Raw genomic sequence first — 24,017 nt, 5'->3', positions numbered from 1 at the left:
TGGAATGTCCTGTGTGCGACCAATCTCAGACAAGATTCCCACTCTTTTCAAGTGGAAACAACTTTGAAGGTACACGCGCTTTCAGGTGAACGTTCACCGGTTCCCGCAATGCCTGCGAGCGCGCTTTTATATCCGACCGGCCACCGTGACAATGATATTCCCGTTGCCACAGCCGGTGCCGGTGGTCAGGCACATGCCCTTTTGCTGGGCTTCCTGGCCAAACGCCTTGGTGCCGTCGGTGATTGCGATGATGGCTGCAAACGGGCCACCCAGGATGAGGGCCAGGAAGAAGATGACGAAGAGGCGGTTCAGCATGGGTAACTCCAGATGGCAATCCGTTTCGATTGACTGGAGATTAGTGGGGCCGGCTTGAACCCATGCTGAGTGCCGCATTCAGCTACCGTTCAGATATCTAAACGGAAGTAAAGTTCAATTAGAACAGTATGTTATACCTCTAGAGGTTCTCTGTCATCGCTCTGCGAAGCGCTTCCAGCAGCACCTTGTCGCGGTCGTAGATGTCTTTTCTGAAATGTGTTGATCCGTCCTTGTTCATCCACGCGGTCAGGTAGGTGAGGTGCACGTCGATTTCGACCTTGGTTTTGACGACCGTACGCTCACCGCTGTCGCGAATGGCTTCCCATTTTCCCGGAGTGGCGTCGGAATCGACCAGTAGAACGTCCGCAAGGGCAAAAGGATCCGATACGCGAATGCAGCCGTGGCTGAAGGCGCGCTCCGCTCTGGTGAACAGGGATTTCGACGGGGTGTCGTGAATGTAGATGTTGAACTGGTTTGGGAACATGAACTTGATGCGACCAAGCGCATTGTCCTCACCCGGGTCCTGGCGCAGCCGGAACGGGAAGTTGCCGCCGGAATAGCTGTTCCAGGCAACCTGTGTCGGCGCGACCTCGTTGCCTTCCTGGAAGATCCGGATGCTCTTGCTGCTGAGCGCCGTGGGGTTCTGCTTGAGTTTCGGCAGATACTCCTTTGTCGCGATGGAGTAGGGCACGTTCCAGTAGGGGTTGATTTCCACATATTCCAGCCGGTCGGAAAACACCGGCGTTGCGTGGTAGGGCTTGCCCACCACGACCCGCGCCGTGTGAATGGTCTTTCCGTCCCGCACCACCTTCAGGTTCTGGTCTGCCAGATTGACGAAGACGTAGAACTGTCCCGGATCATCCGGCATCCAGCGCCGCCGCTCCATGTTGAGCTCCATCTGGATGAGCTTTTCCTGGATCGGAATGTTGAGCTGGGCAATTGTCGCCTTGCCGATGACACCGTCGGTTTCAAGGCCGTGGTACTCCTGGAACAGCTTGACGGCTTCCACCAGGGCGCCGTCATAGACATCACCGGTGTGATCTCCGGCAACGACAATGTCTTCTTCCATGAGCCGGGTTCGCAAAACCTCCAGGCGCGGATCGCTCATACCCGGTTTCAGAACCTCACCATCCGGAACCTGGGTAAAGCCACCGGCAGCAGCCTTCTCCCGGTATTGGGCAAGGCGCCGCTTCAGGCGGGCATAATTGTCGGTCTGGGGTGCGAGGCTTTCCAGAAAGGCCCCGAAGTCCACGGCCTGTTCGGCATTTTCAAAAAGCATTTTCGGATCAGGCCGATCCGGAAAGACGTTCAGCGCCTTGTTGACCTTGTTGGGTTGAACGCGGCCGGAGGAGAGGTGGGTCGCATAGCGCAGGAACTGTACGGACAGGTCCAGATCGAACTGGGCCCATTCCTGCTCGCTCTGGGAAGTTTCCGAACGCTTTATGAAGCCGAGGGGATCGTAATTGTTGGGGTTGAGCGCATGGTCGTTCGCCGCCGCCATGGCGGCAATGGTCAGATGAGCATCTTCCGTGAGGCCATTCTCGTTGAACCAGACCGGTGCGAAAGCGCGTTCGCCATAATAGAGCGCAAGACCTTCGGGCAGGTTGGTAGAAACTTGCGCCTGAATGGCCCTGGCGATCGGCGTCTGCGGTTCCTTGAAAACAGGGGGCGGAACGACCTGGGTCTCGCTGGTCGCCGGTGCCGCGGTTTGTGCCTGGACATATGGTGCCGAAAGTGGTCCGGACAAAAACGCTGCCAGCGTGAAAAGAAGACCAAGATGTCTGTTACGGCACGTGCAAAATATTCCCATCGGAAATACCCCCTCTGATTCCCAACGGGGAAAGTCTAGTGCATCTTGCGCATAATTGAACTGCGTTAAGCTTCCTTGCCATTGCAAAGCCGATCCCGTTTGTTGCCGCAACAGGAAAAGCGCGCGATCCGTTATCGCTCGTGGGAGTGACGCGTTGCGGCCACAAGGCACGGAAATTGGCGTTTCGGCGGCAACTGCAGCCTTGACCGGGTTCTGTTTTCCGGTCCATAAAGCGCTCCATGATGACGGCCACACGGAACATCATTTCGATCACCATTATTTGCAGCTAGCGACACCGCTGGCTGTGGCCGTTCCCTCTTGGCAACATTTCCTTTGAGACGGACCGCCCGGCCAGCCGGCCAGGAGACCGTTTGACATGAGCGCCGCTGAGACAGAGAAATCCGGCACTTTCAAGGGCTTGAAGCTCACCAACACATTGACGCGCCAGAAGGAGGACTTCCGGGCGATCGATGACGGGAATGTGCGTCTCTACGTCTGCGGACCGACCGTCTATGACTTTGCCCACATCGGTAACGCGCGACCGGTCATCGTCTTCGACGTGCTCTTCCGGCTTCTGCGCCATCTTTATGGTGCCGACCACGTCACCTATGCGCGCAACATCACTGACGTTGACGACAAGATCAACGCACGCGCACTTCGTGACTTTCCCGATCTGCCGCTCAATGAAGCCATTGCCCGGGTGACGCAGAAGACTGCGGACCAGTTCCATAAGGACATCAGGTCTCTGGGTGTGCTGGAGCCGAGCATCGAGCCTCGGGCGACACAGCATATCAGCGGCATGGTCGAGATGATCGCGGCGCTGATCGAAAAGGGACACGCCTATCAGGCGGGCGGTGAAGTTCTGTTCGACACCCAGTCCATGCCCGACTACGGCGGCCTTTCAAAGAGGAAGCTGGACGAGCAGCTGGCCGGGGCTCGCATTGCGGTTGATGCTCACAAGAAGAACCCCGGAGATTTCGTGCTCTGGAAACTGTCTTCTGCGGAAGAGCCCGGCTGGGACAGCCCGTGGGGCAGGGGGCGTCCGGGCTGGCACATCGAGTGCTCTGTCATGAGTGCGCACCATCTGGGTGAAGTGTTCGACATTCACGGCGGCGGGCTGGACCTTATCTTCCCGCACCACGAAAACGAAATCGCCCAGTCCCGCTGCGCTCATGGCACCAAGGTCATGGCCAACTACTGGATGCACAACGGCTTCCTGCAGGTGGAAGGCCGGAAGATGTCCAAGTCCGAGGGCAACTTCTTCACCATTCAGGAGCTTCTGGAAACGGACAGTTTCGGCGGCCGCATGTGGCCGGGCGAAGTGCTGCGCCTTGCCATGTTGATGACCAACTATCGAGAGCCGATCGACTTCTCCAAACGCAAGCTTGAAGAAGCGGAAAGCCTTCTCGCCCGTTGGCCGGATCCGGTCGAAACGGATGCAGCCCCTGCCGCCGAGGTGCTTGATGCCCTTTTGGACGACCTGAACACCGCAGGCGCCATTCAGGCGCTCCACGCGCTCGCCGTCGAGGCTTCCAAGGACCCTGCCAAGCTGGATGTTTACTCGGCATCTGCCGCGCTCCTCGGCGTTCATCCGGTCAAGGCGGATTTGTCTGGCGTTGATGAGGCCGGCATTCAGGCAGCCATCGAAAAACGCCTGGAGGCCCTCAATGCCAAGAACTGGGCGGAAGCTGACGCGATCCGCGATGAACTGACGTCTCAGGGAATTCTTCTAAAGGATTCAAAAGACTCAGAAACCGGCACCCGCGTTACTACCTGGGAGGTCAAGCGGTGAGACGGAGCCGGGCGGAAAGGCGGGATACCCCCCTCTGTCTGCTAGCGCGGACATCTTCCTCGCAAGAGGAGAGTAAGGCGCAAGTTACCAGGCTTTTTTTCGCGGTTCGGCGCGGCGGTGCTGAAGCAGCTTTCTCCGATCACACGGCAGGGAGAATTTCTGATGGGTGATAATGTTCAAAGGCTGAGCGGCGGTTGCCAGTGCGGCGCCGTGCGTTACCAGGTGACGGGAGAGGTCGGTCATCCGCATCTGTGTCATTGCCGCATGTGCCAGAAGGCATCGGGGAATTTCTTTCTGCCGTTGATCGGTGCTGCGAAGTCCGATTTTGAATGGACCCGCGGCGAACCCTCCTGGTTCCACTCTTCCAAGCCTGTCCGCCGGGGTTTCTGTGGAACCTGCGGCACGCCTCTGGCCTTTGATACGATTGGCGACGACCACATTTCCTTTACCCATGGCAGCCTGGATGATGTTGCCGCAGTCACGCCGGTTGAACAGTCCGGTGTCGAGGGGCGAGTGTCGTTCTACGGGCATCTTTTCGAACTGAACGAAACGCAGTCAAATCGGGACGACTTGCCAGGTGGGATCAATGATGTCACGGCAACCAACAATCAGCATCCCGATCATGACACGGATCATTGGGAAGTGAGGGGCGGATGACGGAGATCCATACCGGCGGCTGTCAGTGCGGTGCCTTGCGGTTCAAGGTGGAAGGGCCACTGGGCGAGGCTTCCATTTGTCATTGCCGCATGTGCCAGAAGGCCTTTGGTGGCTTTTACGCGCCACTGGTCAGTGTTCCCGAAACATCGAGGCTTGTCTGGACACGTGGATCGTTGAAGCACTTCCAGAGTTCCAATCACGCAACCCGGGGCTTTTGCGCCGATTGCGGTACGCCGCTGACCTATGAAGCGCCGGATGGCATTGCATTGGCCATCGGGACCTTTGACGATCCATCGCAGATCCCGCCCAGCATCCAGTTCGGCGTCGAGGCAAAGCTGCCTTATGCCGACAGCATGGCTCAAATTCCCGAAAGGGTGACCGAAGACGATATGGAGGCAGCGCCTTTTCTGGCGTCGCTCGTTTCGTTCCAGCACCCCGATCACGACACGGAAACCTGGCCACCGGTTCGCACCGGGGCAAATGACAACGAATAAAAGACAGCCCCGACGCTGCTCAGGATACGGATATGACCAAGGAACGGCTTTTTCTTTTCGACACGACATTGCGTGACGGCGCCCAGACCAGCGGGGTCGACTTCTCTGTCAACGAGAAGGTTGTGGTTGCCGAACTTCTGGAGCGGCTTGGCGTCGATTACATTGAAGGTGGCTATCCGGGTGCCAACCCGACCGACAGTGAGTTCTTCAGTGAAAAGCGGACGCGCAAGGCAACGTTCACCGCGTTTGGCATGACCAAGCGCGCAGGCCGCTCGGCTGCGAACGATCCGGGGCTTCAGGACGTGCTGTCCGCAAGTTCCGATGCCTGCTGTTTCGTGGCCAAGGCATGGGACTACCATGTCCGGGTCGCGCTTGGTTGCACCAACGAGGAAAACCTCGATTCGATCTACGAGACCGTTACCGCAGCCGTTGCTGCCGGCAAGGAAGCGATGATCGACTGCGAGCATTTCTTCGATGGCTTCAAGGCCAATCCGGAATACGCGCTCAATTGTGCCCGCACGGCATACCATGCAGGCGCGCGGTGGATCGTTTTGTGTGACACCAACGGCGGCACGCTGCCCGACGAGATCTTCGACATCGTCACCAAGGTGCAGGAGGTTGTTCCCGGAACGCATCTCGGCATCCACACCCACGATGACACCGGTCACGCGGTCGCCAACTCACTGGCGGCAGTAGATGCCGGCGTAAGGCAGATCCAGGGAACCTTGAACGGGCTGGGTGAGCGCTGCGGCAACGCCAACCTCATCACCCTGATCCCGACACTCAAGCTGAAACCGGCATTCTCCGATCGGTTCGAAATCGGTGTCAGCGACGCTCAGTTGAAAGAGATCACTTCAATCTCCCATGCGTTCGATGAAATCCTCAACCGGTCGCCGGACAGGCAGGCCCCCTACGTGGGCGAAACCGCCTTCGCCACAAAGGCCGGTATTCATGCCTCCGCGATCCTGAAGGATCCGCAGACCTATGAACACGTCGCACCGGAAAGTGTCGGCAACCAGCGGCGGGTGCTGGTGTCCGATCAGGCCGGCAAGAGCAACCTTCTGGGAGAGCTGGCCCGGGTAGGCATCGAAGTCGACAAGTCAGACCCGCGTCTTGACCTACTGTTGGCGAAGGTCAAGGAACGGGAAGCCGAAGGCTATGCCTACGAGGCTGCCGACGCCTCGTTCGAGTTGCTTGCGCGCCGGGAATTGGGCGAGGTGCCGCGTTACTTCGCAGTTGAATCCTTCCGCGTGATGGTGGAACGCCGGTTTAACGCAATCGGTGATCTGGTCACGGTTTCGGAAGCCGTGGTGAAGGTCGATATCGACGGCGAAACCCGAATGTCGGTTGCTGAAGGCAACGGCCCGGTCAACGCGCTCGACATGGCACTGCGAAAGGATCTGGGCAAATACCAGTCTGCCATCGACGGCCTGGAACTGATTGACTATAAGGTGCGCATCCTCAATGGTGGCACAGGCGCTGTCACGCGCGTTCTGATCGAAAGCCAGGACACAGTCACGCACCGGCGCTGGTTCACGATCGGGGTATCCTCCAACATCGTCGACGCCTCTTTCCAGGCCCTGGTCGACTCCATTACATTCGCGCTGATGAAAGCCAACGTGGCCTGATCCTGGTCACGCGCCTTTCGGGCGCCAGAAAGGCAATGCCATGTCGCAGACGGTGACCAGCACCGAAGCGAATGCCGAATTCCGTCAGGGCCTTCTGTTTGGCCTGGCGGCATACGGCATGTGGGGCTTCCTCCCGGCCTATTACAAACTGACCGATACCGTGCCAGCAGATCTTGTGGTGTCCCACCGGATCCTCTGGTCGGTGCTGTTTGTCGGTCTGTTTCTCTATTCGCGCGGCCGCTGGCAGGAAGTGCGCGAGGTTTTTCGCCAGCCGAAGGTGCTCATGGGGCTGACGGCGTCTGCCACTTTCATTGCCGTCAACTGGCTGACCTTCGTCTGGGCAATTTCCAACAATCACGTGCTCGATATTTCGCTCGGCTATTTCATCAATCCTCTGGTCAGCATTCTGGTTGGCCTGTTCGTTTTGAGGGAAAAACTGACGACCTGGCAGGGGATTTCTGTCGGCGTTGCCGCCATTGCGGTTGTTCTGCAGGCGATCCTGGCAGGTGGGTTGCCGTGGGTCTCTCTGGTGCTGGCGTTTTCCTTCGCAGGCTACGGCTACGTGCGAAAAGTGACGCCCGTGAAGGCAACTCCGGGACTGTTCGTGGAAACGCTTGTGCTGTTTCCGCTCGCCGCCGGCTACATGCTGCTGAGCCTCAGCTGGGGTGTCGACGCAATGGTCTTGAACGATCCGCCGGTTCTGCTCGCCCTCGTGGGGACAGGCATTGTCACGGCCTTGCCCCTGATCTGTTTTTCCTCAGCCGCGCGGCGCCTGCCGCTCTTCATGCTGGGGCTTATGCAGTATATGGCGCCGTCCATGCACTTCCTGATGGCGATTTATATCTGGGGCGAACCGCTGGACCCGACCAAGCTGATGACGTTCGGCATGATCTGGGCCGCGCTGGTGGTGTTTACCTACGACAGCTGGCGGCGCTACCGGAGCTGAAACTGAGTTAGTCGCAGCCAGAGCACTGTGGAAGATGCGGTCAGTCTGAAGAAACCAGCTGGCCGCGGCCACTGCGTTTGGCGGCATAAAGCCTGTGGTCGGCGGTCTTCAGGGCATCGCCGAACCTGCCGCTTTCGAGCGGGGCGACGCCGACGCTTGTCTTCATCAGATGTTCCTCGCCGTCGTGACGCACGGGCGAGGCCAGAACGTTGTCCAGTAGGTTTTGCAGTCCGTCGACAACCTCGGCTTCTTCCTTGTCCCGGAACACGATGCAGAATTCGTCGCCGCCGAGCCGCGAGACGATATCGTCTTCCTTTGCGAGCTTCATCATGTGGCGGGCAAAACTGATCAGAACCGCATCGCCGAAATCGTGGCCGAGTGAATCGTTGATTGCCTTGAAGGAGTCCAGGTCGAGGAGCGCAAGCCAATGCGCACGTCCTTCGGACACCGGCCAGGTCGCGATTGCCTTGGTGGCCTGTTCCAGAAGGTAACGGCGGTTGTAGAGACCCGTGAGGGAGTCCCGCATCGCCATGTTGTTGAGTTCCTCGATCCGGTAGATGTAATCGAGGTTCTGCGACACGCGCAGCAGCAGCTCTTCCGGAGGGCAGTTCTTGTCGACGAAGTCCGCTGCACCGTATTTCAGGAACCGCACCCGGTTGTCCGGATTGGCATAGGACGACATGCCGATGACACCGACTTTCTCCGGGTCATGCACTCTGCGGACGGCTTTCAGAAAGGCAAAGCCGTCCTTGTCCGGCATGAAATAGTCCGCCAGGACAAGTTTGATGTCCTTGTAATCCTTCAGGGTCTGGAGGGCTTCGTCCGTAGAGCTGGCCTGGTAGATCTTGTAAAGGTGCTTGCCGACGATCTTGGAGATCACGTCCCGCTCCACCGCGGAATCGTCCAGAATGAGAATGCCGATCTTGGGGTTCTGGGCCAGTTTCCGGATCAGGTCCGCAACATAGTTCAGGCTGCCGGGAGAATCCTTCAGAACGTAGTCAATAACGCCTTTTTCCAGGAACTTGCTTCGGGTTTTCGGGTCGAAGCGGCTGGTGAAGACGATCGTGGGAATATTCCACTTCTCGCAAAGATCGACGATTTCGCCGTCCGGGGCGTCTGGAAGGGTCAGGTCGACAAGAGCAAGGTCAGGTTCACCGATCGGCAGATTGAGGCAGTTCTCGGCCTCTTCGTAGCTACGTGCCACCATGATCTGGTGACGGCCGACCTCATGCAGTTTCTTGACGATTGCCTTCTCGAAAAACGCCGCATCTTCAACAAGAAGGGTAGTTTGCATTTAGTGGCCTGTTCTTCCTGCGTTTCGTGCGACGGTACTATTCAACTCCTCAGACTGCAAATCGATTTGGTTCCAATATTCACAGTCATGGGAACGTATTCCCAACCTCTATACTCAGTAGAGTTTTAGAGATCTGTTACCGAGGCACATGCTTCTTGTGCCGGCAGGGGCTCACCGTTGATCGCGCGGCGCAGCATGGGCAGGATATCGTCCACGGATCGGGCAACAAGATAAGGAACTTCAGTGTCCGGACGGATGTATCCCTGTGCCCGCATATGATCCAGAAGTTCCAGCAAAGGCGACCAGAAGCCGTTGAGGTTGGCCAGTGCCACCGGCTTGCGGTGTTGTCCGAGTTGGGCCCAGGTCATCATTTCGACGGCTTCTTCCAGGGTGCCGATACCGCCGGGCAACGCGATGAAGGCGTCGGCTTTCTCGAACATCAGGTGTTTGCGCTCGTGCATGTCCTGCGTGACGATCAGGTCTTCGAGGGTGTCCAGCATCACCTCGCGTTTTTCCAGGAAACGCGGAATGATTCCCGTCACCTTGCCGCCGGCTTCAAGGGCGGCATTGGCCACGGTTCCCATCAGACCGACAGAACCGCCGCCATAGACAAGTCGAAGGCCAGCCTCGGCAATTAGCTGGCCCAGACGAGTGGCGGACGCCTCGTGTGCAGGGTCTGAACCGAAGCTGGACCCGCAGTAAACACAGACGCTTGTAAGCTGATTTTGAGAAACCGTATTCATGACGCAAAGATGTGGCATTCAGATTGCCACAAGGTCAAGCATTCTGTTTGAAAGGCCTTGGTTCTGAACCGGGTTTTCTTGCCGCGCCCGGAAAAGACGGCTATGCATGAACCACGATCTGAAGAAGAGCCGACGGCAAAGGAAACATGGCCAGCAAGGTCAGGAGTTCGGCTGAGACAGGCAGCACCCGAAAGGGCGCAAACAGGGGAACGGATTTGGAAAGCGCCGCATCGCCTGGCTGCTTTCCCGGCAGGACACACAATGAATAACAAGACACTCATCTGGACTTTGATCGTAGCCGTGCCTGTTGGGCTGGCCGCTCTCGTGACGGGCTACATCTATCGCGATACGGGGCGTCTGCCTTTCCAGAGCGGTCCCGAAGTTGCCGCAACGCCATCGGTCTCCGGCGACACTGCCACGACCGAACAGGCTGCAGGCTCTGATACAGGCACAAAGACGCAATCTGCAGAAACAGGTAAGGCTGATGCCTCAGATGAGGCGCCTGCCGCGGAAACGGCAAGCGCAGGCCCAAGTTTTGACGTTGTCGGCGTTGAGCCGACCGGTGAAACGGTCGTTGCGGGCCGGTCTGTCGCAGGCGCTATCGTTGCCTTGACTGCCAACGGCAAGGTTGTCGGCAAGAGCATTGCCAATGAGGTCGGTGAATGGACCATCATTCTGGATGAGCCGTTGAAGCCGGGCGACTATGACGTTGGCCTGGAAGTTCATGACGACACCGGCAAGGCGATTGCCACCTCCGAAGAACGGCTTGCCGTTTCATTGCCGGAAGGCGGCAAGGAACAACCCCTTGTGGTTCTGAATACGCCTGACGGTCCGTCGGATGTGTTGCAAAAGCCTGAGGCCGAGCAGCAGGTGGCTTCCATCACTTCAACTGGTGAAGGTTCGCAAACCGCTGCGACAACGGATTCTGCAGAAGGCACCGCCACCGAGGCCTCCGGGTCGACGTCTGCAACTGAAACTGCTTCTGCGGAACCTGCCGCAGGGACCTCTGCAAGCCAGCAGACGGCCTCCCGGGAGACGAGCGAACAGCTCGCCGGTACCTCTGAGCAGACAGCTGTTGCGTCTGCCGACACCACTTCATCTGGAGCAGGCACCGCGGTGCCGGAAACGGCAAGCAGTGGTGATGCCGTTTCTACCGCTAAGGCATCGGGACAGGCGGCTTCAGCAGAAACCGAAGTTGCTTCGACGTCATCAGGGGCAGCGCCGGTAGCTGTAGCGACACAGGACAGTGGCGCAGACGTTGCGCAGTCTAGCCAGAATGTACCGTCTGATGTTCCCGCAGCAGCACCGGATGCGCCGACGGTGACCGTGGAAGCTGTAGAATCCGAAAAGGACAAGGTATTTGTCGCCGGTACCGGCGAACCTGGGTCATCGGTTCGTGTCTACGTCGGCGACGAGTTTCAGGGCGAGGCTAAGGTCGGTTCGGGCGGGAAGTGGCTGATTGAAGGCGGCAAGAATATTTCTGAAGGAAATGTCGAGGTTCGCGCCGATTTGATCGGTGAGGATGGCAGCTCGGTCGACGCCCGTGCAGCCGTTACCTTTGAAAAGGAACAGGACAAGCAGATTGTGCTGACCAAGGTCGTCGCAAGCGGTGAGGGTGCAGGAGCTGATGGCCAGGGCGCGGAAGTGAAAAAGTCTCTTCCCGTCGTGATCATCCGCAAGGGGGATAACCTGTGGCGGATCTCCCGGCGTCTTTATGGAGAGGGCGTTCGCTATACGACGATCTACAAGGCCAACCAGCAACAGATCCGCAATCCTGATCTGATTTACCCGGGGCAAGTGTTCCTGACACCAGAAGGCGATCTGAGCTGGCCGAAACCAGACGAAAACAACGGCTGAGGTGACACTGGCCTCTGTCGGCACATCGGGCGTTGTCGGCACGTCTGAAAACGGCCATGGGCATTTATAAAATTCTCGGCTGTTGTCGCTGCTTATCTCTGTCAGTTACGCCTTGGTCGAATGTCATAAATGAAGGCAGGGGATCGGAATGATCCTCTGCCTTTTTGCATCAGCCCCTTGTTTTTTTGATGATTCATCGCATATCAACGATGAAACAAACAATCGTGAATGAGGAAACCGCCCCATGAGCGGGACGGATCTGCCGGCCGGTGGAAATTGCATGACCTCCAAGGAAGGTCTGGCAAGTTGCGAGGAACTCGCGGCTATCTTCCGTGCACTTGGACATCCGGCCCGGTTGGCAATCATCAAGCAGCTCGCAAGCCGTCAGGGCGCCTGCTGCGGTGAGATCGTCAGTCACCTGCCGTTGGCTCAGTCGACCGTGTCTCAGCATTTGCAGGTTTTGAAGGACGCCGGGCTCTTGTGCTGTGACACGCGGGGCAGGAATTGCCACTACGCGCTCAATTGGCAAGTGCTCAGTCTGGCGGAGTGCCGGACCAAGGACTTCTGGGAGCGCCTGAACGCGGCGCAGCCGGACCAAGCTGGACAGTCAGCCGGTGCGCAAGTGGTTTCCGCTTCAGACTAACCCAAGTGGCCGCCTTCCGCGGCCTGGAGATTTTGTGTGACCGATCAGACAGCGACCCCGCCGCAAAAGCCTTCGGCTGCGGCTGCCGGCAGCCATTCCGCTCAAGCGCACATCCGCAAGCCTGTCAACGCAGACGAAGGCAGCACCTTCACGACGCTGGCCAACCTGTGGCCCTACATCTGGCCGTCTAATCGGCCGGATCTCAAGCAGCGCGTGCTTCTGGCCATTTTCGCACTGATCATTGCCAAGATCGTGACGGTCCTGTCGCCGTATTTCTTTGCCTGGGCGACGGATGCACTGACGGGTGAAGGCTCCAACCTGCCTGCTTTCCTGGTGGCACCGGTCATGCTGGTGCTCGCCTATAATGCAGCCCGCGTATTGGCAGTGGCTTTCAACCAGCTGCGTGATGCGCTGTTTGCCCGGGTCGGCCAGCATGCTGTACGCCAGCTCGCAATCCTGACATTCCGCCACCTGCACCAGCTTTCCCTGCGTTTCCACCTTGCCCGGCGGACGGGTGGGCTCAGCCGTGTGATTGAACGCGGGGTGAAGGGTATAGAGGCGATTGTCCGCTTCACCATCTTGAACGGCATTCCGACGGTTCTGGAATTTGCCATCATGGCAGCCGTGATCTGGTACCAGTTCGGTTTCCTTTATGTTGTCATCGTCGCGGTGATGATCGTTGCCTACGTCTGGTTCACCATCAAGACTTCGAACTGGCGGATCGGCATTCGCCGCGAAATGAACGACAGCGACACGGATGCCAACTCCAAGGCCATCGACAGTCTGCTCAACTTCGAAACGGTCAAGTACTTCGGCAACGAAAACATGGAAGCTGCGCGCTTCGATGTCTCCATGGCGAAATATGAGAGCGCCGCGACGAAAACCTGGACGTCCCTTTCCTGGCTCAACTTCGGTCAGGCGGTTATCCTGGGCATTGGCATGGCGGCCTGCATGGGGCTGTCTGCACAGGCTGTTCTGGCGGGCGAGCAGAACATCGGCGACTTTGTCCTGATCAACGCGCTGCTGATGCAGATTTCCATTCCGCTCAACTTCATCGGCTTCCTCTACCGCGAAATCCGTCAGGGTCTTGCGGATATCGAGTCCATGTTCGACCTGCTGATGGTTCCCGCCGAAATCGAGGACAAGCCCGACGCCAGCCCGTTGAAGGCTGTTGAAGGAAAGATTGCGTTCAAGGACGTTCGCTTTCACTACGATCCCGACCGGCCGATCCTCAAGGGGATCGACTTTGAGGTGCCAGCAGGCAAGACCGTCGCCATCGTCGGTCCCTCCGGTGCGGGCAAATCGACGATCTCCCGTCTCCTGTTCCGGTTTTACGACGTCACCGACGGTTCAGTCGAGATCGATGGTCAGGATGTCCGAAACGTGACGCAGGAAAGCGTGCGTCAGGCCATTGGCATGGTTCCGCAGGATACGGTGCTCTTCAACGATACCATTGCCTACAACATTCGCTATGGCCGCCCGGACGCCAGCGACGAGGAAGTGCGGGAGGCTGCGCGCATGGCGCAGATCCACGACTTCATTGAAAGGCTACCTCAGGGCTATGACGCGGAAGTCGGCGAGCGCGGATTGAAACTGTCGGGCGGTGAAAAGCAGCGTGTTGCGATTGCACGCACCATTCTGAAATCTCCGCCGATCCTCATCCTCGATGAGGCGACATCGGCGCTCGACACACATACCGAACGCGAGATCCAGTCGGCGCTGGATGAGGTTTCGCAGGATCGGACAACGCTGGTGATTGCCCACCGCCTGTCGACCGTGGTCAACGCAGACCAGATCATCGTTCTGGAAGGTGGCGAGATTGCCGAGCGCGGCACCCATCAGGAGCTTCTGGCCAGAGACGGTCTTTACGCCTCCATGTGGGCTCGCCAGCGGGAAGCGGACGAGGCCGAGGAACGGTTGCGTGCCGCAAGGGAAAATGACGATCTTGGTATCGTCACGCGTGGTCAAAGGGCTGATTACGTACCGGCGAAATAGGTCTGGCAACAGCTATTTCTGGTCATCCGGGCCTGGCCAAGCCCTGGCCGGGAGAGGGGATGCTCCTGTTCAAGGTATGACGCTGACCCTTGAAAGAGATCTGGGCTCATTGATCCCGGGTCTCCACCACCGGTCTTCCTGTATGACAAAGAGGCAGAAACTTGCCGGAGGTCAGGCCGCACGAATTGATTGCGGTGCCTGATCATTGTCGCAGGCCACATGGCCTGTTGTCGGCACATTGTTGTTTGGGGCAGCTTCACCCCTTTTGAACAACAGTCTTGAAAGTGCCTTGGCAAGGCGGCGCAGTTCCTGGTGGCGGGCAGCGCGGGCGCGGGCTTCGTAGTCGTCTCCTGTATGTGTCATGGTGCTCTCCATCGCTTGGGATGAGCATTTGTCTCATATTGCGTTCCTTCGAAGAATGAGGCTAATGTAGAATTAATTCTTCGAAAGATTGGAACAATGAGACTGGAAGACCTGCAGTTTTTTGTTCGCATTGCGGAATTAGGCAGCATGGCTGCAGCCGGTCGGGAAATCGGCTTGTCGCCTTCAGCTGCCAGCACGCGGTTGACCGGCCTTGAGAAGTCCTTCGGTTCCCAGCTTTTTGCCCGCACCACCAGACGCACGATGTTGACGGAAGCCGGTCGTGTTTTGCTGCAACACGCGCGCACCGCAGTTGGTGAGATCGAACAGGCCCGCTCGATCCTGGAAGCCTCCACAGAAGCGCCGCGCGGCTCGCTTCGGTTTTCCTGCAACACATTCTTCGGAAGAAAGCACATTCTGCCGTATCTGGTGGAGTTCCGCGAACTCTACCCGGATATCAGGCTGGAAATGGACTTTTCCGACAGGATCGTGGACGTGATCGAGGAAGGCTATGACATGGCGGTGAGGGGAGCGCCACTGACCGATTCCTCTCTGCTGTCCCGCAAGCTGGGCGGAAATCCAAGGGCCCTGTGTGCATCACCGGCCTACCTTGCTCGCAAGGGCGTGCCCCATACACCGGAAGACCTTGCCAACCACGACTGCATCGCCATGGCCTCCATGCCGTTCTGGTATTTCAACGGGCCGGAGGGGGAGGTCGCCTTCGAAATCCAGAAGCCGGTCATCAAGGGCGATAGCGGCGACCTGACTTACGACGCCGCGCTTCACGGCCTTGGCCTCAGCCTGAAGTCACTGGCACATGTCTGGGAAGACCTTCGCGACGGGCGACTGGTCGCCGTCATGGAAGACTATACGATTGCCCGCACCGGGGCGATCTGGGCCGTTTATCCGCCAAGCCAGTTCGTTCCGCCCAAGGTGACCGCCTTTGTCGATTTCCTGATTTCAAAGTACGGTCGACCGCCCTACTGGGAGAGCGACTATCGGACGGCTTCCACTGGCTCAAATGGGTCGCAAACCGTGTGATTTTCATGAAAAGCAGGTTCTCTTTGCCTTGAAAAGCCACTAGAAGCGGGGCAGAAGCTAAAGCGCAACGGGTGCGTTCAGTCCCGGGCCGGGAATACGCCTGCCGCCGGGCAGCAATGGAAAGCGAAGAAAAGAAGATGTCGATAGTCGATTCCGTCTCCAAGGCCATGGTGCCGATCCATCGTGAAGGCTGGCCCTTCATCGCGATTGCTCTGGTGGCGACCCTCGTTATCGGCTGGTTCATCGATCCGCTGTTCTGGATCGGCCTCTTCCTCACAGGGTGGGTCTGTTATTTCTTCCGCGATCCCAAGCGTGTGACGCCTGTCGGCGAAGGGCTGGTGATTTCGCCGGCAGATGGTGTCGTCAGCCTTGTTGGCCTGGCACGCCCGCCCGCTGAGCTGGAACTCGGCTCTGAACCGCTGATGCGGGTCTCCATCTTCATGAACGTGTTCAACTGCCATGTGAACCGGGCACCTGTCGGCGGGCGCATTGAGCGCGTCGCCTACCGTGCCGGCAAGTTTCTGAACGCGGAACTGGACAAGGCCAGTGAAGACAACGAGCGCAACGGACTGGTCATCGATACCGGCAACGGTCGGATCGGTGTCGTGCAGATCGCCGGTCTTGTTGCTCGCCGTATTGTCTGCTTCGTTCGTGAAGGTGAAAATCTCTCTGCCGGCGAGCGCTTTGGTCTGATCCGTTTCGGGTCGCGTCTTGATGTCTATTTTCCGGTCGGAACCCAGCCAAAGGTTGCCCTCGGCCAGACCATGATTGCCGGGGAGACCGTGCTGGCAGATCTGTCGGCACCGCAAAGCCCGGCTCAGTCCCTGACCCGTGTAAGCTGAGGCCACCGTGAACGAGACGCCCGATCAAGGACCGGCCGACACCCGCAGAACACCGCGCTTCCGGCGCGTACCCTTGCGCCTGATCATTCCGAACATGGTGACGTTGCTCGCGCTGTGCTCCGGTCTGACGGCTGTGCGCATGGCCTTCGAGGGCCGCTGGGAATTCGCGGTCGGTGCCGTTCTCGTGGCAGCCGTGCTGGACGGGCTCGATGGCCGTGTCGCCCGCATGATGAAGGGAACGTCGCGTTTCGGTGCGGAACTGGATTCCCTCTCGGATTTCGTCAACTTCGGCGTCACGCCGGCCTTGATGCTCTATCTCTGGATCCTCAAGGATGCAGGCAACATGGGGTGGATCGCAGGCCTTATCTTCGCGATTTCCGCCGCACTCCGTCTGGCGCGTTTCAATGTGGCCCTGGACGATCCGAACAAGCCTGCCTGGGCGTCACGTTTTTTCACAGGCGTGCCTGCACCGGCCGGAGCGCTGACCGTGCTTCTGCCGCTTTATCTCGATTTTCTCGGCCTGTTTCCGCACTGGTTCGCAGATTCAGCTTTTGTTGCAGCCTATACGATCGGAGTTGCCTTCCTGCTGATCAGCCGTTTGCCGACCTATTCCGGCAAGACGCTGGGAACGAGGGTGCGCCGCGACTTTGTATTGCCGTTGTTCCTGGTTGCGGTTCTGGTGGTGGCGCTGACCGTTTCCTATCCCTTCCGGATGTTGGCGGGAGGAGCGGTCCTTTACCTGCTGACCATTCCGTTGTCCTGGCGTGCGCACAGGAAGCTGGTGCTCGCAGACGCCTCGCTGGGCCTCGATGACGACGGTGACGAATGCGATACCGATCTCGACAATATCGCGGACAGGGACAAGGACCACGGCGGCTGACGCACACCTGATCGCAAATCGGGTTTCAGCAGGCGATTTTCTGGTTCAATTAGGCCTCCTCGACAAATGAGGAGCCTTCTCATGCTTGATGGAAAGACAATTCTGATCACCGGTGCCAGCAGTGGCATCGGAGCAGCTGCTGCGCGTCTTCTGGCCGACACCGGTGCGAACCTGATGCTGGCTGCCCGACGGGAAGACCGACTGAATGAGCTGCGGTCGTCATTGCCCCATGCATCCAACCGGATCGCACTGTTCGTTGGCGACGTCTGCGATACCACATTTTCCGAAGCTTCCGTGAAAGCGACGCTCGACGCCTTTGGTGGCCTCGACGGAGCCTTCAATAATGCAGGCACCCTTGGAGAGATGGGGCCGGTGCCGAACATGAGCATGGAAACCTGGAACCATGTTGTCGCCACCAATCTCAACAGCGCCTTTCTCGCGGCCAAATACCAGATCCCGGCCATGCGCGAACGGGGAGGCGGGTCGATTGTGTTCACCTCGTCGTTCGTTGGCCATACCATCGGTTTTCCGGGCATGGCCGCCTATGCGGCTACGAAGGCGGGGCTTATCGGCCTGACACAGGTTCTGGCCGTGGAACACGGACCGGAAAACATCCGGGTCAATGCGCTTCTGCCTGGTGGCACGAAGACCGAGATGGGGGGCGATGACCCGGCATTCCGCGAGTATATCGCCGGCCTCCACGCGTTGAAGCGGATGGCCGAACCCGAAGAGATCGCCAAGGCGGCTGCGTTTTTGCTGTCTGACGCCAGTTCTTTCGTTACCGGTTCCGCCATGCTTTGTGATGGCGGAAACTCCATCTCCAAGGGATGAGCCAACACAGGAACGGTTCTGGCGAAAAACCGAACCGTTCCTTTTGGGCTGAAAGGCTGATATGGCCCGGTGATAGGGGGCCTGCGGGGCTACCAATTTATTTCGGGCGAATTCTTATGAATTTCTGTTCCGTGACGGCCTTGCCCCACTGGTCGCCGACATATTCCTCCGCAAGGGTGAACCCGTTTCTCTCGTAGAGTACGCGCGCGGCTTCAAGCCCCTTGAGCGTCCAAAGGTGGATTTCATCGAACCCAAGCGCATCCGAGTGTTCCAGGGCTTTCTGGAGCAGCACTTTTCCCAGTCCTTTGCCCCGCAGGCGTTCGGACAGAATGAACCAGCGCAAATGTGCGATGTTGTTGCCAAGGTCTTCGCCATCAATGGTGATCGATCCGATAACGGCTCCGTTTTCGAGCACGCTCCAGCTGTTGTTCATCGGTTTGCCGATGCGCGGCATGAATTCGGCCATGGCGTTTGAGACCACACTTTCAAAGGTTGGCCCCATACCGACGATGTGGCCGTGTGTGCGGGCATGCATTCCGGCAATGTCGCCGATCATTCCGGTTTGATAACCTTCAGCGACCGTGAATTGTGGCTGGTAATCTGCCGGCGTTCCCTGCGGCATGGCGAGTGCTTCCGCATAGGCTGACATGGCATCGCAAATCTCTTGTGCCTTGTCCCCGTTGATCCGGTTGAGCGCCCTTCGAGCCAGGGCGTCGCCAAAGTTGTCGATCTTCGCAAAGGTGGCCTTTCCGGTTTCGGTCAAAGTCAGTCCGAATGATCGGCCATCGCTGTCAGACCGGGTTTGCGTGATTTCCCCGCGGGCCTCGAGTGACTTCAACAAACGGCTGATGGTCGATTTCTCGAGCTTCAGTCTCGTCGAGATTTCCTTGGCGGTAATGCCGGGGTTCAAACCGATTTCCATCATTGCGTGGACACCTGAACCGGACAGATCCGTACCGGCGATGGTCTTGTCCAGAAAGCCGAATTCCCGGACCAGTTGGCGGGACGCTGCACGAATATCGTTGACGAGGGAGGGGGAATGCTGGGACATGCAAAAGCCTATATAGTTGTATATTGCAACTATATTGATTGATGGGCCGGAATTCAAGGGGCAGTGGTTGGAATTCGGGTGAAGACACGCTGCGTGTTGCAAACAAAAAGGCCGCCGGAAACTGGCGGCCTTTTTGCTTGGAGGTGCTTAGGATCACTCTGCCGCGTGCGGCAGTTCCTCCTGCGGGGGGATTTTCGGTTGCGACGGCTTCGGCATGGAAACCACCTTTGCAGCCGGGCGCTGTTCGGGCTGATCGCCAAGAGCCACAGGTTCCGGAGTTACCTCCTCGGTGGCAGTACCGGGCTTGCGCCGAACGGTGGACACCACCTTCCAGAAGGTGCTTGACCATACACTCGGCAGCGCAATCATGACCGGGATCATCAGCAGCGTCAGCAAGGTGGAGAAAGCAAGTCCGGATATGACCGCAGTTGCCAGCTGCACCCACCAAACCGCCGTGATGCCGCCATAGGTGATCACCTGATTGAAGAAATCGAAGTTGATCATGGTGGCCATGGGCACCAGGCCGGCGATGGTCGTGATGGTGGTCAGCAGGATCGGCCGGATACGCTGAGCGGATGTTTTCAGGATCGCGTCCAGCGGGGGAAGGCCGTCATGAAGGAACCTGTTGTAGGTATCGATCAGAACGATGGCATTGTTGACCACAATCCCGGCAAGCGCCACCACCCCGGTCCCGGTCATGATGATCGAGAACGGCTGATTGGTGACGAGCATTCCGAGCAGCACCCCGAACACTGACAGAACCACCGTCGAGAGCGTCAGGATCGTCTGGTAGAACGAGTTGAACTGGGTCAGCAGGATCAGGAACATCAGGAACAGCGATGCCACCATCGCCTTCATCAGGAACTCGCCTGACTCCTGCTGGTCCTCATCCGCGCCGCGGAATTTCAGAAACACGTTGGCAGGCCATTCCTGCGTATCCAGCCACTTCTGAAGAGCTGCAACCTGTTCTGTCGGCGTGGAACCGCTTTCCGGATTGACCGCCGCCTTCACGAACATGGAATAGAGCCCGTCACGACGCACGATTTCCGACACCTTCTGGGCCGGCTCGCGGCTGACGAAGTTTGCCAGCGGCACCAGTCCAAGCGAGGTCTGCAGCCGCAGCTGGTCGAACCGGTCGATTGTCCGCTCGTTCTCCGGCAGGCGCACGCGAATGTCCACCTCGTCCTCGCTGTCTCCGGGACGATAGGTACCGATCAGAACACCGTTGGTGACCAACTGGACCATGTTGCCAACGGAAGCGATGCTTGCCTGGTAGCGGCCGGCCTGTTCCCGATCGATTGAGATCTGCCATTCGATGCCGGGCAGGGGACGGTCGTCCTCCTGGTTCATCAGCGTATCCATGCCGTTGATGTGCTCGCGAATGCGGGCGACAGCAGCAACCATGTCGTTGTAATCGGTGGACTTGATCTCCAGCTGAACGTCCTTGCCCGTTGGCGGACCGCCTTCGATCTTGCGGGTCTCCACCTTGATGCCGGGGATGTCACTGGTCGCGTTACGGATGTCGGCGAAGATCTCCTTCGCCACCCGGCGGCAGCAGAAGTCTGCAAGCTCGATATTGATCTCGCCCATCACGTCGGCAGGCTTGTCCTGGACGTCGCCGACGGAGGGGCCGCCGGACGAACCGCCGGGTGTGAACGCGTTGGTGATGACATTGTCGACGCCCGGAATGGACATGATCCTGTCTTCAACCTGCACAACGAGATCGCGCGCTTCCGAGGCAGACATGTTGCCACGGCCGGATACAAGAACCACCGCTTGTTCCGGTTCTTCATCAATGAAGAACTGCACGCCGGTCGGGTTCGCCATGAACGCGCCGACGATCGCAAAGCAACTGCCGATCAGCAGCACGATGGCGGCGATGTTGCCGATCGGGTTGCCTGCAAACATCTTCAAGATGCGAACATAGATGCCAGTGAACCCGCTTACTTTCTTGACATCGAAAGCTTCGGAGCCGGAAAGGGCGGCAGCTTCCGCACGTTCCTTTTCGGCTCTCTTGGCAGCTCGTGCCTGAGACCAGCGCACAAACGGACGCAGCAGCTTGTAGGAAACAAAGCCGACAAGGACGAGGGCCACCAGGCCGCACAGGATGGCGATGCCGGTTGCAGCCACCGCTGGCACGACGCCTTCGAGAGCCATCGGTACGAACGGGCCGAATCCGACAATGACGGCGGCCAGAACGCCAAATGTCAGTGCCAGAAGTCCAGCGGCATACCTGTTCAGGAAATGCGAGACCTGGGCCAGGATGCCCCCTGTCACCGGCAGGAACACCATAGCGGTGAACAGCGAGGCGGTCAGGACGATGATCACCATGATCGGCAGGTAGCTCATGAACTCGCCGGCAACACCCGGCCACAGCAGCATGGGCAGGAACGCTACCAGTGTGGTGGCCGTCGAAGAGACGATCGGCCAGAACATCAGCTTCGCAGCGCGGATATAGGCCTCGCGGTCTTCCATGCCTTCCTGGATCTTGCGGTCGGCATATTCGGTCATCACGATGGCACCGTCGACCAGCAGGCCAACGGTCAGAACGAGGCCGAACATGACCATGTTGTTGACCGTGTAGCCGACGCCGCCAAGGATCAGGAAGCCGACCATGAAGGAGGTCGGGATCGCCAGACCCACGAGCAGTGCGGAGCGCATGCCAAGCGCCGCCAGAACCAGGATCATCACCAGGAAGATCGCCGTCAGGATCGAAGATTGCAGCGAGCCAAGCACTTCGAAGATGTTGTTGGACTGGTCGAGCATCATGTCGACACGAACGGTTTCCGGCCAGTCCTTGGAGGCATGTTCGACAACTTCACGGACTGCCGCGTTGTTCTCGATGATGTTGGTGCCGATACGCTTGACGACCTGAAGAGCAATTGCCCGGTTGCCGTTGACGCGTGTGTAGGCGTTGGGATCCTTGAAGGTGCGCCGGATCTCGGCGACATCTGCAAGGGTCACCACACCTTCACCGCTCTGTTTCAGCGGAAGTGTGTAGACATCCTCTGCGGTCTCTACGAGGCCGGGTACCTTCACGTTGAAGCGACCCTTGCCGCCGTCGATAAAGCCCGCAGGAACAAGCTGGTTGTTGAGCTGCAGCGAGTTGAGGAGCTCTTGCTGGGTGATCGAGTAGGATTCCAGTTTCTGGGTGTCGATCAGGACTTCCAGCAGCTCTTCGCGGTGCCCGGTCAGATCCGCCGACCGGACGGTGTCGATAGCCTCGATCTCGTCCTTGAGACGCCGGGCGTGCTTGTAGAGCGTGCGCTCCGGCACGTTGCCCGACAAGGCGATGATCATGGTCGGCGCAAGTGCGAAGTTCATTTCCGTGATCGTCGGCTCTTCAGCCTCGTCCGGCAGCTTGCTCTTGGCCTGGTCGACCTTGTCGCGCACGTCCGCCAGCGCCTCGTCCTTGTTGAACGAGATGTCGAACTCCAGCACGATGCCGGCATGACTTTCCGACGCGATCGCGGTGATTTCCTTCAACCCGTCAAGGCCGCGCAACTCCGTTTCCATCGGCCGCACGAGCAGGCGCTCGGAGTCTTCCGGAGAAATGCCCTGCTGGGTGATCGAAATGTAGAAGATCGGCAGATCAATGTCCGGGCTGGCTTCTTTCGGGATCGAGATATAGGTGGCGACACCGGCAACGATCAGCGCCAGCATCATCACGAATACCGTCTTGGGGCGCCGAAGGACGCCTTCAAGCATGTCTATCATTGACTCACCTCTGCCGTCTCAAAGACCGGTTGCACGAGTTCTCCATCCGAGACGTATTCCTGCCCCACGGTGATGGCGACGACTTCGTCGGGAAGACCGCCGATCCACATTCCGTCCTGTTCTCCACCCAGCACCTTGACGGGGTAGAAGACAGTCTTGTTGTTTTCATCGACTGCACGAATGCCGACCTGGCCGGCGTCGTTCAACGTCAGAATTGCTGGCGAAATCTTATGTGCTTTCTCCGCAGCCAGCTCCAGCTTGGTGACTGCCGTCACGCCGTCCCTGGCCTTGCCATCAGGATTGGGAAGCTCGATCTCGATACGGAAGGTTTTCGTGTCCGGATTTGCCGTCGGCGAGATGTAACGCACCTTGCCGTTGAGCGATTCACCCGTCACGAGCGTGACCGTTGCCGGCATGTCCAGCGAGATCTCGGAGATATTCAGTTCCGACACTTCGCCGATGGCAATCATCGGATCCGCATCAACCACCGTCGCGCAGATGCCGCCTTGTTCAAGCTGTGCGCCGATTTCAGCCATGGGGCTCTGGATGACGCCGGCAATCGGCGACCGGATAACTGTGTGTTCCAGCTCCTGCTCGGCCTCTATCAGGCGTGCCTTTGCAGCATCGAGCTGGGCCTGCAGGGCAGCCACACGGGTTTGAGCGGTAAAGCCCTTGCTGTTCAACTGAGTTGCTGCCTCATGGTCCAGTTGCGCCTGAGCCAGGGCAGCCTTGGCTTCCAGAATGCGTGACTGTCTCGATCCCTTGTCGAGGACACAAAGCACATCGCCGGCGGCGACATGCGCGCCTTCCTGCGCCGGGCGCTCCACCACATCATCGGTTGTCTTGGATCTGACAGCCACCGTGGCTTCGGCTTCGGTGCGCCCGCGCACTTCCAGAACGGCTCGACGGTCTTGCGCCACAAGACGTTCCACCTGAACACGGAAGGTCTCCGTGGACGCCTGGCTGACCCTGAGCGCCGGGGGCGGGGTGGCATGTTCGCTGTCGCCGACACCACCGATCACCATCGTGCCGCTATACATCCAGAAACCGATACCGGCCGCGATGCCGGTCGCCAGGAGGTAGGAAAACTTCACTCGCATTGTCTAAAGCTCCGAAACGTC

At 58.6% G+C, this 24,017-nt stretch carries 20 protein-coding genes; 12 read left to right on the top strand and 8 right to left on the bottom strand.

Features of this window, described 5'->3' with window-relative positions; translation table 11 throughout:
• Positions 1–126: 126 nt before the first annotated feature.
• Both HEP89_RS24985 and HEP89_RS24980 read right to left on the bottom strand, forming a co-directional pair.
• The gene (locus tag HEP89_RS24985; RefSeq protein WP_168693295.1) at positions 127–315 is read right to left on the bottom strand and encodes a sugar transporter; all 189 of its coding nucleotides are present in this window, start codon (positions 313–315) and stop codon (positions 127–129) included.
• 139 nt (positions 316–454) lie between these two features.
• On the bottom strand, positions 455–2,062 hold the full coding sequence (locus tag HEP89_RS24980) for a L,D-transpeptidase family protein (RefSeq protein WP_168693294.1): 1,608 nt from the start codon (positions 2,060–2,062) through the stop codon (positions 455–457).
• A 439-nt stretch (positions 2,063–2,501) separates the two neighbouring features.
• On the opposite strand from HEP89_RS24980, the gene cysS reads away from it, so the two are divergent.
• The 5 genes from cysS (at position 2,502) to rarD (ending at position 7,642) form a co-directional block, all read left to right on the top strand.
• Positions 2,502–3,917 (top strand): cysteine--tRNA ligase, encoded by a 1,416-nt coding sequence (cysS, locus tag HEP89_RS24975; RefSeq protein ID WP_168693293.1) that lies wholly within the window; start codon positions 2,502–2,504, stop codon positions 3,915–3,917.
• Positions 3,918–4,079: 162 nt separating this feature from the next.
• Complete coding sequence (locus HEP89_RS24970; protein WP_062489077.1) at positions 4,080–4,574, top strand: GFA family protein; 495 nt, start codon at positions 4,080–4,082, stop codon at positions 4,572–4,574.
• Entirely contained in the window at positions 4,571–5,068 is a 498-nt protein-coding gene (locus HEP89_RS24965; RefSeq protein WP_031270712.1) for a GFA family protein, read from the top strand. Before HEP89_RS24970 ends, HEP89_RS24965 begins: the two co-directional genes overlap by 4 nt.
• A gap of 32 nt (positions 5,069–5,100) precedes the next feature.
• Complete coding sequence (gene cimA / locus HEP89_RS24960) at positions 5,101–6,696, top strand: citramalate synthase (RefSeq protein WP_055653593.1); 1,596 nt, start codon at positions 5,101–5,103, stop codon at positions 6,694–6,696.
• Positions 6,697–6,736: 40 nt separating this feature from the next.
• Positions 6,737–7,642 (top strand): EamA family transporter RarD, encoded by a 906-nt coding sequence (gene rarD, locus HEP89_RS24955; RefSeq protein WP_055653595.1) that lies wholly within the window; start codon positions 6,737–6,739, stop codon positions 7,640–7,642.
• 40 nt (positions 7,643–7,682) lie between these two features.
• Here rarD and HEP89_RS24950 read toward each other — a convergent pair whose 3' ends face one another.
• A complete protein-coding gene (locus HEP89_RS24950; RefSeq protein ID WP_055653596.1) occupies positions 7,683–8,936 on the bottom strand; it encodes a diguanylate cyclase in 1,254 nt (417 codons plus the stop codon).
• 125 nt (positions 8,937–9,061) lie between these two features.
• Positions 9,062–9,679: a TIGR00730 family Rossman fold protein gene (locus HEP89_RS24945; protein WP_031270713.1), complete on the bottom strand. Its 618-nt coding sequence runs from the start codon at positions 9,677–9,679 to the stop codon at positions 9,062–9,064.
• Positions 9,680–9,940: 261 nt separating this feature from the next.
• Here HEP89_RS24945 and HEP89_RS24940 point away from each other — a divergent pair, with 261 nt between their 5' ends.
• The 3 genes from HEP89_RS24940 to HEP89_RS24930 all read left to right on the top strand — a co-directional run bounded on the left by HEP89_RS24940 (position 9,941) and on the right by HEP89_RS24930 (position 14,174).
• Entirely contained in the window at positions 9,941–11,536 is a 1,596-nt protein-coding gene (locus HEP89_RS24940) for a LysM peptidoglycan-binding domain-containing protein (protein ID WP_168693292.1), read from the top strand.
• 244 nt (positions 11,537–11,780) lie between these two features.
• Positions 11,781–12,179 carry a metalloregulator ArsR/SmtB family transcription factor gene (locus tag HEP89_RS24935; protein WP_031270715.1) on the top strand — a complete coding sequence of 133 codons (399 nt, stop codon included), beginning with the start codon at positions 11,781–11,783 and terminating at the stop codon, positions 12,177–12,179.
• 111 nt (positions 12,180–12,290) lie between these two features.
• Positions 12,291–14,174, top strand: a complete 1,884-nt coding sequence (locus HEP89_RS24930; RefSeq protein ID WP_055656442.1) for an ABC transporter ATP-binding protein/permease — start codon at positions 12,291–12,293, stop codon at positions 14,172–14,174.
• A gap of 171 nt (positions 14,175–14,345) precedes the next feature.
• Here the strand turns inward: HEP89_RS24930 and HEP89_RS24925 are convergent, their stop codons facing one another.
• Positions 14,346–14,537 (bottom strand): hypothetical protein, encoded by a 192-nt coding sequence (locus HEP89_RS24925; protein WP_168693291.1) that lies wholly within the window; start codon positions 14,535–14,537, stop codon positions 14,346–14,348.
• A gap of 96 nt (positions 14,538–14,633) precedes the next feature.
• On the opposite strand from HEP89_RS24925, the gene HEP89_RS24920 reads away from it, so the two are divergent.
• The 4 genes from HEP89_RS24920 (at position 14,634) to HEP89_RS24905 (ending at position 18,128) form a co-directional block, all read left to right on the top strand.
• Positions 14,634–15,575 (top strand): LysR family transcriptional regulator, encoded by a 942-nt coding sequence (locus HEP89_RS24920; protein WP_077290127.1) that lies wholly within the window; start codon positions 14,634–14,636, stop codon positions 15,573–15,575.
• 71 nt (positions 15,576–15,646) lie between these two features.
• Positions 15,647–16,417 (top strand): phosphatidylserine decarboxylase, encoded by a 771-nt coding sequence (locus HEP89_RS24915; protein WP_267479105.1) that lies wholly within the window; start codon positions 15,647–15,649, stop codon positions 16,415–16,417.
• A gap of 7 nt (positions 16,418–16,424) precedes the next feature.
• A complete protein-coding gene (locus tag HEP89_RS24910; RefSeq protein ID WP_062489071.1) occupies positions 16,425–17,297 on the top strand; it encodes a phosphatidylcholine/phosphatidylserine synthase in 873 nt (290 codons plus the stop codon).
• An 81-nt stretch (positions 17,298–17,378) separates the two neighbouring features.
• Positions 17,379–18,128 carry an SDR family oxidoreductase gene (locus HEP89_RS24905; RefSeq protein WP_168693290.1) on the top strand — a complete coding sequence of 250 codons (750 nt, stop codon included), beginning with the start codon at positions 17,379–17,381 and terminating at the stop codon, positions 18,126–18,128.
• Between the two features lie 97 nt (positions 18,129–18,225).
• Here HEP89_RS24905 and HEP89_RS24900 read toward each other — a convergent pair whose 3' ends face one another.
• The 3 genes from HEP89_RS24900 to HEP89_RS24890 form a co-directional block, all read right to left on the bottom strand.
• Positions 18,226–19,179, bottom strand: coding sequence for a helix-turn-helix domain-containing GNAT family N-acetyltransferase (locus HEP89_RS24900; RefSeq protein WP_168693289.1), 954 nt, complete (start codon positions 19,177–19,179; stop codon positions 18,226–18,228).
• A 153-nt stretch (positions 19,180–19,332) separates the two neighbouring features.
• Positions 19,333–22,896 (bottom strand): efflux RND transporter permease subunit, encoded by a 3,564-nt coding sequence (locus HEP89_RS24895; RefSeq protein ID WP_168693288.1) that lies wholly within the window; start codon positions 22,894–22,896, stop codon positions 19,333–19,335.
• Positions 22,893–23,996: an efflux RND transporter periplasmic adaptor subunit gene (locus HEP89_RS24890; RefSeq protein ID WP_023003939.1), complete on the bottom strand. Its 1,104-nt coding sequence runs from the start codon at positions 23,994–23,996 to the stop codon at positions 22,893–22,895. Before HEP89_RS24890 ends, HEP89_RS24895 begins: the two co-directional genes overlap by 4 nt.
• Positions 23,997–24,017 lie beyond the last annotated feature (21 nt).

The organism is Labrenzia sp. 5N, from assembly GCF_012395805.1.
In the GTDB taxonomy this organism is placed as follows: Bacteria; Pseudomonadota; Alphaproteobacteria; order Rhizobiales; family Stappiaceae; genus Roseibium; species Roseibium algicola.
The sequence above is the reverse complement of the archived record's forward strand: the minus strand, read 5'-3'. Positions and strand labels throughout refer to the sequence as shown.